We start from the raw sequence: 15,569 nt of genomic DNA, 5'->3' as shown, positions 1-15,569 counted from the left end.
TTGATCGTTAAAGTTGATTGTTGGTGTTGCCGGTTGATTAACCTACGCTTCCTTCAAGGCTGATCGCAAGCAATTTCTGGGCTTCAACCGCAAACTCCATAGGTAACTGGTTCATCACTTCCTTGGCAAAGCCATTAATGATGAGGGCAACGGCAGTTTCGGTATCAATACCCCGCTGGTTGCAGTAGAAGATCTGGTCTTCACCAATTTTAGAAGTGGTAGCTTCATGTTCCACTACCGCTGTATTGTTCTTTACTTCTATATAAGGGAAAGTATGAGCGCCGCATTTATCGCCTAACAATAAAGAGTCGCACTGGGAAAAGTTACGGGCATTGGCTGCATTTTTACCAACATGCACCAGTCCGCGGTAACTGTTGTTACTTACGCCGGCAGAGATACCTTTCGATACGATGCGGCTGCGGGTATTTTTGCCCAGGTGCATCATTTTGGTACCGGTATCGGCCTGTTGGTGATTATTGGTCACGGCTACAGAATAAAACTCACCTACTGAATGATCACCTTTCAGGATCACGCTGGGATATTTCCAGGTAATAGATGAACCGGTTTCTACCTGCGTCCAGGATATTTTAGAATGGGCGCCCTGGCAAATACCGCGTTTGGTCACAAAATTGTAAATACCACCTACGCCGTCCTTATCACCGGGATACCAGTTTTGAACAGTTGAATATTTGATCTCGGCATTTTCCATGGCGATCAGCTCAACCACCGCAGCATGCAGCTGGTTTTCATCGCGAATGGGCGCTGTACATCCTTCCAGGTAGCTCACATAACTGCCTTCGTCGGCAATCAGCAGCGTACGCTCGAACTGGCCTGTACCTTCTGCATTGATACGGAAGTAAGTTGATAATTCCATCGGGCAACGAACGCCTTTGGGAATATAGCAGAAAGAACCATCGCTGAAAACGGCTGAATTCAGGGCCGAAAAATAGTTATCGGTAATAGGTACTACAGATCCTATATATTTTTTTACCAGCTCGGGATGTTCCTGGATGGCTTCGCTGATGGAACAGAAGATGATGCCCAGCTCAGCCAGTTGCTCCTTGAAAGTGGTGCCAATAGATACGCTGTCGATAACCGCATCAATGGCTACGCCGGAAAGGCGTTTTTGCTCATCGAGGGAAATGCCCAGCTTTTCAAATGTTTTGCGCAGCTCGGGATCGATCTCGTCGAGGCTGTTTACCTTTTTCTTCTGTTTGGGAGCCGAATAATATTTAATATCCTGGTAATTAATGGCATCATACTTAATATTAGCCCAGGAAGGTTCCTGCATCTTAAGCCAGTGGTTATAAGCTTTTAACCGCCATTCCAACATCCACTCCGGTTCATTCTTTTTGGCCGAAATAAAACGGATAGTGTCTTCATTCAATCCGGGAGGCGCTTCATCCGCTTCTATTTCTGTTACAAAACCATATTTGTAATCACTAAGAACCGTTTTTTCAATTGCACTAAGCTCATTGTTCATATCAAAATACTTTTGAATTGACCTGTTTTCGAATTTGGAGCACAAAGGTACAACAATCTATACTAAAAAGTATAAACAGCATTACATCATTTCTATTTATGGCGGGATAAATTCTATTTATGAAGTCATACGCCCTGCTTTTCAGACAGTTAGAAGTGATTCAGCAGGGTGATGCGCTTTTGTTAAAAGTCTCTTCAGGAAAGAGTGCGAATGAAGACTATCGCATTGCGCCGCAAAGGTAGGTATTTATTGATTCCCGGTCACCGGTTTTCGGCCCGCAGGTACCAAAAGCAACAGGACGGTCAAAGCGACCGTCCTGCCAGTTATATTTTAATGTCAGGCGTATTGCTTTATAAGGGCTCAAGGCCAGCTCTTATTTACCGAAAGATCTAAAGCAATTGCTGCAACACCTTCCAAACGTTTTCAGCCACGATTCTGTGCCCCTCCGGGTTAGGATGAATGCCGTCGGGCTGGTTCAGCGATGCAATGCCGCCTACATGTTCAAGCAGGAAGGGAATAAGTACGAGGTTATTTTTAGTTGCCAACTGTTCAAATGTTCCACGAAAAGCGTTCGCATACTGGCGCCCCATATTCGGCGGCACCTGCATACCGGCCAGCACTATTTTGGCATCGGGATATTTCTCCCGTACACGGTCAATAATCGCTTGCAGGTTACGGGAAGTTTCTGCGATCGGAATACCGCGCAAACCGTCATTCCCTCCCAGCTCCAAAACAAACACATCAACCTGTTGCCGCAATATCCAATCAATGCGGCCCTTACCGCCTGCAGTGGTTTCCCCGCTTACGCCTGCATTAACCACCTTGTAAGGCAATTGCAGGCTGTCTATTTTTTCCTGCACCAGAGCGGGGAATGCTTCCGACGATGGGTCTACACCGTAACCAGCGGTAAGGCTGTTGCCGTAAAATACGATTGTCTTTGTTTTTTCATTTCCAGTTGTCGTCTTCACCTGCTCACGTTTCTGTTTTGTTGCCTCATTTGCTTTCTCCTCATTATTTCCGCAAGCGGCTGCCAGTATCCATATCAGCAGGCTGGCAGCCAGATACCTTCCACCCATATAAAAATTACTGCTAAACTGTTTCATCTGTACCTCCTTTAAGAATTGCCCATTTATTTTACTCAAATCACCTGCCGGATTTTCAGGATTTTGTTCCATTTAAACCGATCTTACAAGGTAGATTAGAAAGAACTATTCCTGTTTTTTCCGCTATTCCTGCCTGTGCGACCCTTCATCGGGTTTACACTCAAAATAACATTAAATTAAGCAACTTTATTACTACATAACTGTAATTAAAAGTTTAAAACTGCGGGTAGTAAATGGCAGGTGGCGAGTGGGTTTTGAATAAAGATCCCCACCAGCTATTACCATTAGCCACCAGCTTTTAAGCATATGGAAACAATTCTGAACGTAAAGAACGTAAGTAAAACGTACCAGGGCGCCGGTCAAACCCTGACGGTATTGAATGATGTGAATTTTGCGGTGGAAGCCGGTTCAACCGTTTCCATTGTGGGCCCCTCAGGCAGTGGTAAAACTACGCTGCTGGGCCTCTGCGCGGGACTTGACCGGGCCAGTAAAGGTTCCGTGGAACTGAACAATATCCGGCTCGATCAATTGAGCGAAGACGAGCGGGCACAGGTGCGCAACCGCTACGTAGGTTTTATTTTTCAGAATTTCCAGTTATTGCCCACCCTTACTGCACTCGAAAATGTGATGGTGCCGCTGGAGTTGCGGGGCGAAAAACATGTGCGTGCCCGGTCGATCGGCCTGCTGGAAAAAGTAGGCCTGCAAAACCGCATACATCATTACCCTGCCCAACTATCAGGCGGTGAACAGCAGCGGGTATCACTGGCCCGGGCATTTGCCAATAAACCGCGCATCTTATTTGCCGACGAACCAACCGGCAACCTCGATGTGGAAACCAGTGACAAAGTGATCAAACTCCTGTTCGACCTGAACCAGGAAGCTGGCACAACATTGATCATTGTTACCCATAACCTGGAACTGGCATCACAAACAAAACGAATTATAAAGATCAAAGGCGGGCATCTCGTAGCGGATGAACTGAACTAATGGACGATTGCTGATTTTGAGACTTCGGGATATTTCGATTGGAAAACATTTCCGGATAATTGCAATCTCAAAATCTCAAAATCAAGAAATCAGAAATACATACCGGATGGATTTAATGAGATTCAAATACAAAAGAAGACTTCGTTTTGGCTGGTTATTGAAAATGGCCTGGCGCGACAGCCGGCGTAACCGCTCCCGCCTGTTCTTATTTATTTCATCCATCGTTCTCGGCATTGCCGCCCTCGTAGCTATTTTTTCCCTGGGCGATAATGTGCGCAGCGACATCGACTCACAGGCAAAGACCCTCGTGGGCGCCGACCTGGTCGTTGAAAGCAACAAAAGAGTAAGTTCCCGCATTAGGCCCCTGCTCGACTCCCTCGGCGATCAGCGTTCCGTTGAACGCACCTTCGCCTCCATGATCTATTTTACCAAAAACGATGGCACCAGGCTGGTGCAGGTGCGGGCGCTTGAAGGCGATTACCCTTATTATGGTTCTATAGAAACCACGCCGGTGCGCGCTGCCCGGTCATTCCGCAAAGCGCGGCAGGCCCTTGTTGATAAAACCTTAATGCTGCAGTACAATGCGCAGGTGGGCGATTCTATTCAAATTGGCGATGTCAGCTTTGCCATTGCCGGCGTTATCACCAAAGCACCGGGCCGAACCGGCCTTTCCACCACCGTAGCGCCCCCTGTTTATATTCCGCTGAAATACCTCGACTCTACCGGACTTATTCAAAAAGGCAGCCGTATTGCAACCACCTACTATTACAAATATGCCAATCCCGATGCCATTGCATCGGTTATTTCGGATATTGAACCCCGTTTAGAGAAAGAGGGGCTCGACTACGACACCGTTGAAGAAAGAAAAAGAAATACCGGCCGCGCGTTTGAAGACTTTAACCAGTTTTTGACGCTTATTAGCTTTATCGCTTTGTTACTGGGCTGTATTGGCGTCGCAAGCGCCATTCACATTTATATGCGCGAAAAGATCGCGTCCATTGCTATCCTTCGATGCCTGGGCGTGAACTCATCACAGGCATTCCTGATCTATTTAATACAGATCGTTACTATCGGGCTCATCGGTTCTCTGCTGGGAGCCTTGTTGGGTATCGCCATTCAGCAACAGCTACCGGCCGTATTGAAAGATTTCCTGCCGGTGCAGGTAACTACCACCATCAGCTGGAAGGCTATAGGCCAGGGTATCATCTCAGGCGTAGTGATCTCTTTATTGTTTGCGCTGTTGCCACTGGTAAATGTGCGGAATATTTCTCCCTTGTATACGTTGCGCCTGTCGGTTGAAAATATTAGGTTCCGGGATCCGCTCAAATGGCTGGTGTACGCGGCTATCCTCTTTTTTGTTGCCGGCTTTACCTGGTGGCAGATCCACAACTGGCGGCAGGCGATCATATTTACCGGCAGCATTCTCGTTGCCTTCCTCTTGTTATCGCTTGTTGCGCTGACCCTGCGCTGGCTCGTGCGCCGCTTCTTCCCCGCTTCCTGGAATTATCTCTGGCGGCAGGGTTTTGCCAATTTATACCGCCCCAACAATCAAACCCTTATTCTCATTGTGACCATCGGTTTGGGCGCTGCATTTATTGGCACCTTGTACTTTATCCAGGATATTTTGATCAGCCGGGTAACCTTATCGGGCAGCGGCAACCAGCCGAACATGGTTTTATTCGATATTCAGAACAACCAGAAAGACAGTGTGGCCACCCTGGCCAAACAATATAAACTGCCCGTTATGCAGCAGGTTCCCATTGTTACCATGCGGGTAGAAGAGATCAATCACCAGACTGCCGCGCAGGTAAAAGAAGATTCCGGCTCAGGCTATCGTACGGAAGCATATGAGTGGGAATTCCGCGTAACCTACCGCGATACCCTTACCAGCTCTGAAAAACTTACCGCCGGTAAATTATACGGCCCGGTGACCGGGGAAGACGATGTGATCTATATTTCCATGGAAGACAGGTATGCCAAACGCATCCATGTGAACGTTGGCGATCATATCATATTCAACGTGCAGGGCACCCTGATCCCTACCGTCGTGGGTAGCCTCCGGCAGGTTGACTGGCAACGGGTGCAAACCAATTTCAGGGTCGTGTTCCCTACGGGTGTGCTTGAAGAAGCACCTCAGTTCCATGTGCTGGTGACGCGGGTGCCGTCACCGGAAGTATCAGCCCGCTTTCAGCAGGCCATTGTAAAAAAATATCCGAACGTTTCGGTCATTGACCTGAACCTGATACTCACCGTTCTGGATGAAGTGCTGGATAAGATCGGTTTTGTGATCCGTTTTATGGCAGGCTTCAGCATTATTACCGGTTTGATCGTGCTCATTGCTTCGGTGCTGATCAGTAAATTTCAACGCATTCAGGAAAGCATTCTCTTACGAACACTGGGCGCCAGCCGCAAACAGATATTGTTTATCACAGCGCTCGAATATTTCTTCTTGGGCGCCCTGGCTGCTGCTACCGGAATATCATTATCAATGGCAGCCAGCTGGGCATTGGCAACATATAGTTTCAAAGCGCCCTTTACGCCGCATGTGCTTCCGATTTTTGTGCTGTTTGCCGCCATTGCCTTGTTAACGGTGATCATTGGCCTGCTGAACAGCCGCAGCATCCTGAACAAACCACCCCTGGAAGTCTTGCGAAAAGAAGTATAAGCGTTCAGCGCAAGCGGTAAATGATCCGCAGCCCCCAGGGTACGGCCAGCAATATCCATTTGCGCGGCGCATTGTTCGCATTCACCTCATTTAAATTGATGCTTTGCGGCATCATACGCATGGCGCGGTCATACCGGCTATTGGCAGGCTGGTGGTATGGCCCCTCCTCTTTAAAATGTAAACCCAGCCCAAAATATAATTCCGTTAAAAAGCGGCGGTTACTGGTTAGATATTTCCTTCCGCCAATCATCAGATGTGCGCCCGTTACCGTTTTTTTATAGCGGAACCTGGTCAGCTCTTCATAGGAAGCCACACCCTGCACTACATCCCGCTCGATCCAGTCTTTGACATGATAGGTCACCTCTTTGTAGTGCAATTGCAGGTCGATAAAAAAGCTTTTGTATTTACCAGGGTATAGTCTTATGCCTGGTCGAAACAGCCAACCGGTGGCCTGCCTGGTTTTTGAAAAATATTGTGAATAGAAAATAAAGCCGGCATCCATGGTAGCCGACCAGTTTTTGTTCAACCGGTATTCTGCGCCCAAATTAACATTGTTGTCTAACAGATCAGCCCACCCCAGCGGATTGTGCCGCAGGTAAATGGTACCCGTATCGGCGCTCAGGCCCCGGTAGCTCATCGGTTGAGCGCTGCCCCTTCCTGCTACCAGCAGCAGCAAGAGGCACTGCAAATAAAAACGGACCATTATTTGATTTTTGTAATGAGGCCAGGCTCCATACGGTTGGAGATATCAAACAAATTCATCCCATCCTGCACCTGGCAGATAAGGGTATTATAGTATGGTATAACATCGAGGTACCAGCCATCACTGATCTTTTTAGTCAACTGCGGACTGAAAGCGCTGCTGATATTAAATACATACAAACCATCCCGGTTGCACACATATAATGCAGTATCGGCATAACCAAGGCCGTAAGGTTCAGATACCGGGTAACTTGCCTTCTGAACAGGCTTGGTAAGATCCTTAATATCATAAGCGGCCAGAATACTTTGCGCACCGCCGCAAACACCATTGGTGCGCAGGGTCGCATAGGCAACGGTATCTTTGGCAACAACAGGATCGCAGCGGCGGATCACCTCCGGAGATATAGCGGTGCTCAATTTCTGTGGGTTTTCAGGATCATCTACTGAGAATATATGCACTACGCTGGTTGAACCAATGAATAGCTTGTCTTTAAAGGGATAAATGGTCTCTATTTCAAAACCTACCGGTACTGTGTTTTTCAACACCGGATCAGCAGCATCCGCTATACTGAACACTTTCAGATTTGATTTATCAACTGTATACAGATGATCGCCACTGATGGCAAACCTGGCTGTGGAGCCTCCGCTGCCAGTGAACTTTCCTGAACTCGTAGCTTTATTGCATTGAACAACTGCCAGCAGCACTACTGATAGCAGTACAAAAGATAACAATTGCTTCATACCGAAATTTTTTAACGTCTGCAGTTAAAGGTTTTACCGGTTTGTACTTCCCAGGCGACCACGATGCCTTTTGCAGGATCAGGACATTCAAAATAACCTGCTTCCAGGGGATACTGCTGATTCACATAAGGGAAAGCATCCTCCAGTCTTTTCACTACAGAAGGATTGTTCATGTCCCGGATATCGATCACTACCAGGTCGTTTACATTGTTGGCATAGATATAATGGCCTTTTACCGCGAATTCAGTATTGTAGGGAATGTTCAGGAAACCGATCTTCCGGGGATGCAGCCGGTCAGCATTATCAATGATATGAATGCCTTTGTTCTGGTCGTTCTGAAAAATATAATTTCCATAAGCATATATCTTACCGGATCTTTCGGTTATTCGTGCGGTAGATAGCGAAATATTATTCTTTTCGGCAGCAGACATATACACTGGCACATAGGCGGTATCCGCAGGTGAGTCAGGCAGATCATTGGGCGTGCAACCGTACAGGCAAAGGCATAGCCCTATGCCCGAAGCAATTAGTAATGGTCGTCTCATGAGTTTAATTTGAAGGCATAAGACATTTGGCTTTTAATGCCCGTTGCAGCTGTTTTTAGGTGCCTTTCTGTTTAAGATTTCATTAACGTTTCGTCATTTCATACTGGTCATTATACTTACCTGGTGCTGGTTCCAACGCTTTACCAACCGAATCAACTTTATGGGTCACTTTAACCAGTCTGTCATCAACTTGCCAACTCATCAACTTTCCCTATCTTAGCGCCCTCTTTAACTACCTCTTCTCCACAAGAATTAAGAAACCGATAGGCAGCCCTCTTTCGCTGAATACGCAAAAAGCGTCAAAGGAAAGCACGGCTTTTCGCAGGCATTTATTTCCCGGTCCAAAGATGGTTCCCATAGCTGATTGCAGCGGGCAATGTCAGGATCGTACAGGTCCGCTATATCCTTTATGAAGCACCGTAAGCCGTTCCCGATCCTGTAACCCCTAACCAGAATGTATGCACCAGGCCTGTAAGCTGTCTGCCTTTTTTGTATTGCTGTTATTATCGCTCTTTCATGCCTCCACGGCATTCACCCAGGTGACAGCCGGCATCAGGGCCAATGGTAAAATTGTAAATCATGGCGACACAGTACGGGTATGTGAAGGCAATTCCGTGCGATACCTGAGTGCTGCGCAAGGCTCCCTGCTGATCACCTGGGCATTTACCGGCGGCAATATGTCAACCGCTGCCGGCATTGGTCCCGTTACGGTGAACTATCCTGCGGCTGGTTACTATACAACCAAACAACTTATCAGAGCCGGCTTTATGGCCGACTCCATGTTCATAGTGATACATGTTTCGAACGAAAAGCCGGCCGCCGGTTTTAGTTTCTCGCCCAATAATGTATGTGGTAATATCGATATCCAATTCAGCGATCATGCTACCGGTAGCGGTTTATCTTACTTCTGGACTTTTGGCGACGGCGCTACCAGCACTTTACCCAATCCTGCCCATCAATTCCTGCAGGCTGTAGGCATGCCCGGTACCAGCACCTATACCGTAAAGCAGGTTGTTACCAACCAGTTTGGTTGCAAAGATTCAACCACCCAGCAGGTTACCATCAAAAATGTACCCGACGCATCCATAGGAAATGCAGATGCCGCTGTTAGTTTTGGCAGTTTTAACGGCGTGGCTACTTTCAGGCGCTGCTCCAATATTGCATCCTACACCTTTAGCTTCATTAACCAGTCAGGCACTACTCCTATCAATACCAGCTATGCCATTTCATGGGGCGATGGTACGCCCGATACCTCTTTCAGCAGTTGGCCGGCGGGCACTATCATACGACATTCTTTCCCTTTAGGCAGCAGCAGCATGACCGTACGGGTATCAGGTGCACATGGCTGTATAGGCATAAAGAAATACATTGTCTTCCTCGGCTCTACACCTGCAGGTGGCCTGTCGAGTCTTGGCAATACAGATATCTGTGCTTCCGACTCCCTGCGTTTTGCGATCAATAATATTTCGGCCAATCCACCCGGAACGCAATACACCTTCCTGATCAATGATGGGTCAGATCCGCAGGTCTTTGTGCATCCACCTCCTGCTATTGCAGCGCATTTCTTTGCCCAGGGCTCCTGTTCCTTTTCCAGCAGCAGCGGTAACAACACTTTCAATAATGCATTTGGTGCTTACCTGACCATCGAGAATCCATGCGGTACCACAAGTCCATCAGTTGTACCGATCTATGTATCGGGAAAACCACGTGCAAGCATCGGCGGATCTCCTTCCGAAACGGTTTGTACCAACACAAATGTTTCCATCATCAGCACTTCCGCCTATGGATCAGTGATCACCCCCACGGGTGGTTCCAGTTCTACCTGCACCAATTCGGGCAAGCAGGTTTGGACCATCTCCCCTGCTACCGGCTATACGATCACTTCCGGCAACCTGGGCGCCTTGAACGGCAGCTCCCTGAATGGTTTTTTATGGACCGCCGGTTCCAATTCGATTGATATTAATTTTAATACCACCGGTACATACACGGTCAAGCTCTATGTTTTCAATGATAAATGCGGGCTCGACAGTACAGTAAAACTGATCTGTGTGCGCAATCCGCCCAATGCTCAATTCGCGATGAGCCGCAAAAGCAGTTGCGGTCCGGGCAGCGCCCTGTTCACGAATACCTCTCCTGTGAACGGCTGCCAGGGCGATGAGTATAAATGGGAAGTAACTTATGATGATCCATTGCATTGCGGATCGAACCAGTCGCCTGCCTGGCAGTTCTTACAGGGGGCAACAGAAGCCACCCCTTCCCCTGAGATCCGGTTCAATGTACCAGGCAGGTATATTATCCGGCTTACAGTAAGCGCTGTGGCGGCAAGATCTGCCTGCCAGGAATCATTTAAACAGGATACCTTTTATGTAAGCGGGTTACCGCAGGCAGCCATTGATCCCATTGGTGCTATCTGCATAACAAACGGCCTTGTTCCTTCTGCAACCGCAAGCACCTGTTATTCACAGGGACCGCTTGGTTATCAGTGGACCTTCACCGACGGTACACCTGCCCATTCAGATCTGCAGCACCCTGGTACGATCCAATATACCCATACCGGCCTTCATGCAATTCAGCTGAAAGTGATTGACAGCGCCTGCAATACCAGCGTATTGTTAAACACAGCCGTTACCGTAACGCCGAAGCCGGTTGCCGATGCAGGGCGTGATACCGCCATTTGCGGCCGGGCAGCTATTACCCTTGGTGCACCTGGCGTAAATGGCGTTATTTACCGGTGGTCGCCTGCAACGGGCCTCAGCGATCCGGCTATTGCCAACCCCGTGTTGCAGCTGGATTATACCGGTACGGGCAACGATACCACCTATGGTTATAAGTTAACTGCTTCCATTGGCGCCAGCTGCGCTACAGAAGACTCAGTTTATATCACCATAAAACGCCGGCCGCTAATTACCCTCACCACTGCCGCTTCAACTATTTGTATTGGCAACAGTACCCGCCTGGCAGCTGGTGGGGCTGACACTTATACCTGGTGGCCAGCCACCTCACTAGGGTATATAGCGCCTGATACGGTAGAGGTCAATCCCGGTGCTTCCACCACTTATTACCTCGCGGGCGCACTCGCCAATGGTTGTGCCGACACCAGCAGTGTGCAGGTGATCGTAAACCCCGATGCCAAAGCACAGTTCACCGCTACCGGTACCACCCAATGTGCACCGGTGAACCTGGATGCTGTAATACAAACAATGGCTTTTCCGCAAGGCAATGGGTTATATAACTGGTATGCCAACGGTACCCTCATCAGCTCAGGCGCCAATAGCGCCTTCCCCGGCTATCCCATAACCGCAGCGGGAGAAACGGTGGTCATTAAACTGGTTGCAACAAGTGTACATGGCTGTAAGCCCGACAGCATGGAATTGACATTTCATACTGTTGCCGGAGTAACAGCCGGTTTTACCAAAGACCAGTCAAAAGCCTGCGGGCCGGTGACAGTCAATTTTATCAATACCTCCAGTCAGTTGAACGGCATTCAGTTCTTCTGGAACTTTGGCAATGGCATTACCGGTAACCAGGTTTCACCTGCAGCCGTTACCTATAATCCCAGTCCTGATTTCAGGGATACCACCTATTACATCACGCTGAAGGCGTTCAACGGCTGTGATACTTCTTACCACCGCGATAGCGTATTGGTGTATGCCAATGCCAAAGCAAGGTTCACTGTTGATACCACCAAAGGCTGCTCGCCTTTCGATGTTACTATTACCAACAGATCGGCGGGAAATAATTTTGCCTACTACTGGGATTTTGGCGATGGATTTAAAGATACCACGAGCACCAACAACTCATTTGTGCATGTATATCATACAGGCACGATTAGCACCTATGAGATCCGGTTGATTGCCGAAAACCAATGCAGGCGCGATACACAGCGCATCAGTATGCTGGTGCTCCCTAACTCCATAGCGGCACACGTCACTATCAATGGCAACCAGTTGGAAGGATGCGCCCCACATGTTGTTACATTCAACAATAGCAGTATTGGCGCATCAACGCTTACCTGGGACTTCGGTGATAATTCCGCAAAAATTACCACCCCCAACGCACAGAACGTTGTAAGTTATACGTACCGGCGCAAGGGAATATTTACCGTAAGCATCAGACTGCAAAATGAGTGTTCTGATACTGTTATCTATCGCAAGGTTACCGTTCATGCGCCACCCATGGCAGGTTTCTACCTCACCAATCCGCTTGTGTGCACGGGTAACAATGTGGTTACCGTGAATACTGGGCAGGAAGCCACAGCTTATGAATGGCTCTGGGGCGATGGTCAGACCTCATCCACTGCCAATGGCTCACATGTCTACGCTTCGGCAAGCAACTATACCATTCAACAGGTAGCTAAAAAGACAAACAACGCCGGTATGGTCTGTACAGATACCGCCTCGCAGCAGGTGGTTATCACAGACAAAATAAAACCACAGATAAGCATACGGGCCGGTAAAGCCTGCATCCCCTACACATTGCAAACGAGCGCCACAGGCGCTGCCCATGCTATTAAAACAGCCTGGACATTTTACGACAGTGCGCAGGCGCCTTATACCTTCCAGGCCTCCGGTACTTCCGCCGCTCATGTATATAGGAAACCAGGAAAGTACTGGGTAAAACTGGTAGTGCATACAACCGAGGAGTGTGCCGACAGCACCATCTATTCTTTTGAAGTGTTCAATACACCGCTGGTGCTGGGTACCCCGGCCAGCAACAGCACCTGTAACCATGATACAACTTTCTCATTCAAGGCCCACCTGAGTTATACAGGAACCGATGCAGTGCAGCTGAAATGGTTTGTCAATAACGATCTGCAGGGCATGAACAATCCTTTCAGTTACCGCTTCCAGGCGCCGGTAGCCGCTACGGTCCCAACGGTGTACCAGATCCGGGTACTGCCCGAAAATGCCGCTGGTTGTGGCGATACTACTGCGGCCGGCTCAGTCAGCATCCAGCCGTTGCCAGGGCCTGCCATTGCATTGTCACCGGCCAATGTATTGCATCAACCCGATTATACATTCAGCTTCTGGGATACAGTGGCCACCAATGCCAATAAAGTGTATACCTGGGATATGGGCGATAAAACGCGGCAGCAATTATCGGGGCAGAAAATATCCTATCAATATGGCGATACCGGCGCATATAAAGTACAGTTATATGTACACGATTTCGGCACCGGCTGCAGCGGGTACGATACGGTGAACGTTCGTATTCTGCATGTACCTGGCTATTTATACATACCCAACGCCATTTGTCCGGGCTGCAGCAACCACGCATTACGGCAGTTCCTGCCCATGGGTAAAGGTTTATCGCAATACCGCTTACGCATTTTCAATACCTGGGGACAAAAAGTGTTTGAAACTACCCGGCTCGATGGCAATGGATCGCCCAACGAACCCTGGGACGGACGTTATAATGGCCAACCTGTGCAGCAGGACACCTATGGCTGGCAGATAGAAGCAAGGTATATAAATGGCACGGAGTGGAAGGGCATGCAGTTTCCCGGAAGCAATAAGGCGGTGAAGGCGGGGTTTATTACTGTTGTTAAGTAGTTGAGGAGTTGATATAGTTACATAGATAATAAGTAATAGTTATTCAGTTGTATGAAATATTTACTAGCCACCATTATGACGCTGTTTATCATTCGCCCGGCGCAGGCCCAGGACCCGGTATTTTCGCAGCCGTTCTTGTCACCAGTCTACCTCAATCCGGCGGCCACGGGTGCAGGTGATTACGATCTGCGGTTCAGCGCCATTTACCGCCGCCAATGGTGGAACATTCCATCCGAGATCTCTTACAGTGCTGTATCTGTTGATAAATTCCTGCCATCCCTGCATGGCGGTTTTGGCCTGTTGGGCACTCACTCTAACGAAGGCTATTTAAAAAAGACCGGTATTTACGGGTCTTATGCCTACACCATTTGTTCAGGCACTTTGTCCCCTGCCGAAAATGGCGATGTTCCGCGCTGGTTTGCGAGCGGCGGCTTGCAATTTGGCTTTGTGCAGCGGCGGCTCGACTACAGCAAGCTGGTGTTTGCCGATCAGTTGGATGCTGATGGAATCATTCCAGGCAGCGTATCTGCGGCCGACAAAGCCGTGAACAGTGGTAAATGGTATCCTGATTTTTCCGCCGGCCTTTTCTTCAATTATAACTGGAATGACAATAATCGCCTATTGCTGGGAGGCAGTGCACACCATATTAACCGCCCCGATGAGTCGCTCACCAATTCAGCCGATTCATTTCGCAGCCAGCTGCCCATTCGCTGGACGGGCAATATCATGTACACGTATACCAATCCTGAACAAAGCTGGTCGTACAGTGTAGCCGGAATTGTATACACGCAGGCAAAACATAACTCATTTCAGGTAGGTACCGAAATAACGCAAAATGAATACGACATCAGCCTGGGCCTATGGTATCGTGGCAGTATTAATTTCAGGAATTATGATGCCTTTACGGTTACCCTTTCAATAAACCTGGCTGGCCGCAGTGGCGATGGTTATAAAGTGCGGGCCGGCGCCGCCCACGATGCGCCTATCGGTCAAAACCGGTATTCTTATACCACCGGTAGTTCAGAACTTGGTTTCGTGTGGGACCAAAGTACTTATGACCAGGAATCGGGTAATGCGTGTAAACCACGCATAAACAGCAAAAGCGCCTGTCCGATCCAATAAACTTCAAATATGTAAACTAAACACTATCGCTCATCTCATATTACATCAACACAGGCCTCACTATTACCCTTATTGCCTTTTGTTTACCCCAGGCCTACCCCTGGATCGCCTTTGGGTCGTGTCAGATTCGCCCATATTTCGTATATGTTCCGTACATATCCCGTACATGTCTCGTATATAACCCGTTCCTATAAAGGAACGGGATATGTACGGCAGATCCACGAAAGATGTATCCGATACGAATTAGATATGGGTGAACTAAACCCGAAGCAGATGCGATCCAGGGGTTACCCGGGATGAATCAACAGGTATGAAAACTCTAAAGCATTAAATACACTGGAGATTACAAAGGATCATGGTCCTTTGCCTTGAACTTATAATCATTAAAAAGCGGAAGCGGCTCTTTTACATACAGTTTATTCGGAGCCTTTGTTTTGGAAACAGTCTTTTCCTCTTCTTGAATAACTTCTTCGTTCTTATAAACCAGCCTCAACGCGGGAGATTCTTCCAAAGCCGGTAATTCAATGAGTTGAGTAGTTCCTTTGATTTTCATGAGCGGTGCATTTAGTAAGTTATGAGGGACTTACATAGTAAAAAAAACAGACCACCGGTTTTAAGGCAGGTGATCCGCTTCGCTGCACCCCATGTGTTGACGAATTTCCTCAGTCG

11 protein-coding genes are annotated in these 15,569 nt (G+C 48.3%); 5 read left to right on the top strand and 6 right to left on the bottom strand.

What is annotated here, in order from left to right; translation table 11 throughout:
• Nucleotides 1–37: 37 nt before the first annotated feature.
• The gene (gene sufB / locus JT717_RS18710; RefSeq protein WP_205512365.1) at nucleotides 38–1,483 is read right to left on the bottom strand and encodes a Fe-S cluster assembly protein SufB; all 1,446 of its coding nucleotides are present in this window, start codon (nucleotides 1,481–1,483) and stop codon (nucleotides 38–40) included.
• Between the two features lie 119 nt (nucleotides 1,484–1,602).
• On the opposite strand from sufB, the gene JT717_RS28660 reads away from it, so the two are divergent.
• On the top strand, nucleotides 1,603–1,725 hold the full coding sequence (locus JT717_RS28660) for a hypothetical protein (RefSeq protein ID WP_255553011.1): 123 nt from the start codon (nucleotides 1,603–1,605) through the stop codon (nucleotides 1,723–1,725).
• 147 nt (nucleotides 1,726–1,872) lie between these two features.
• Here JT717_RS28660 and JT717_RS18705 read toward each other — a convergent pair whose 3' ends face one another.
• Complete coding sequence (locus JT717_RS18705) at nucleotides 1,873–2,586, bottom strand: arylesterase (protein WP_205512363.1); 714 nt, start codon at nucleotides 2,584–2,586, stop codon at nucleotides 1,873–1,875.
• A gap of 306 nt (nucleotides 2,587–2,892) precedes the next feature.
• Here JT717_RS18705 and JT717_RS18700 point away from each other — a divergent pair, with 306 nt between their 5' ends.
• A complete protein-coding gene (locus JT717_RS18700; protein ID WP_205512361.1) occupies nucleotides 2,893–3,573 on the top strand; it encodes an ABC transporter ATP-binding protein in 681 nt (226 codons plus the stop codon).
• Nucleotides 3,574–3,679: 106 nt separating this feature from the next.
• On the top strand, nucleotides 3,680–6,238 hold the full coding sequence (locus JT717_RS18695) for an ABC transporter permease (RefSeq protein ID WP_205512359.1): 2,559 nt from the start codon (nucleotides 3,680–3,682) through the stop codon (nucleotides 6,236–6,238).
• Between the two features lie 4 nt (nucleotides 6,239–6,242).
• Here the strand turns inward: JT717_RS18695 and JT717_RS18690 are convergent, their stop codons facing one another.
• From JT717_RS18690 to JT717_RS18680, 3 genes are read right to left on the bottom strand one after another with little or no spacing between them, the layout of a single operon-like run.
• Nucleotides 6,243–6,941, bottom strand: a complete 699-nt coding sequence (locus JT717_RS18690; RefSeq protein ID WP_205512357.1) for a DUF3575 domain-containing protein — start codon at nucleotides 6,939–6,941, stop codon at nucleotides 6,243–6,245.
• Nucleotides 6,941–7,681, bottom strand: coding sequence for an LVIVD repeat-containing protein (locus JT717_RS18685; protein WP_205512356.1), 741 nt, complete (start codon nucleotides 7,679–7,681; stop codon nucleotides 6,941–6,943). Before JT717_RS18685 ends, JT717_RS18690 begins: the two co-directional genes overlap by 1 nt.
• An 11-nt stretch (nucleotides 7,682–7,692) precedes the next feature.
• On the bottom strand, nucleotides 7,693–8,226 hold the full coding sequence (locus JT717_RS18680) for an LVIVD repeat-containing protein (RefSeq protein ID WP_205512354.1): 534 nt from the start codon (nucleotides 8,224–8,226) through the stop codon (nucleotides 7,693–7,695).
• A 458-nt stretch (nucleotides 8,227–8,684) separates the two neighbouring features.
• Between JT717_RS18680 and JT717_RS18675 the strand changes: the two genes are divergently transcribed.
• Nucleotides 8,685–13,778: a PKD domain-containing protein gene (locus JT717_RS18675; RefSeq protein WP_205512353.1), complete on the top strand. Its 5,094-nt coding sequence runs from the start codon at nucleotides 8,685–8,687 to the stop codon at nucleotides 13,776–13,778.
• A 51-nt stretch (nucleotides 13,779–13,829) separates the two neighbouring features.
• A complete protein-coding gene (locus tag JT717_RS18670) occupies nucleotides 13,830–14,900 on the top strand; it encodes a PorP/SprF family type IX secretion system membrane protein (protein WP_205512352.1) in 1,071 nt (356 codons plus the stop codon).
• Between the two features lie 343 nt (nucleotides 14,901–15,243).
• Here JT717_RS18670 and JT717_RS18665 read toward each other — a convergent pair whose 3' ends face one another.
• Nucleotides 15,244–15,453: a hypothetical protein gene (locus JT717_RS18665; protein WP_205512351.1), complete on the bottom strand. Its 210-nt coding sequence runs from the start codon at nucleotides 15,451–15,453 to the stop codon at nucleotides 15,244–15,246.
• Between the last annotated feature and the right edge of the window lie 116 nt (nucleotides 15,454–15,569).

The organism is Longitalea arenae, assembly GCF_016924755.1.
Taxonomy (GTDB): Bacteria; Bacteroidota; Bacteroidia; order Chitinophagales; family Chitinophagaceae; genus Niastella; species Niastella arenae.
The sequence above is the reverse complement of the archived record's forward strand: the minus strand, read 5'-3'. Positions and strand labels throughout refer to the sequence as shown.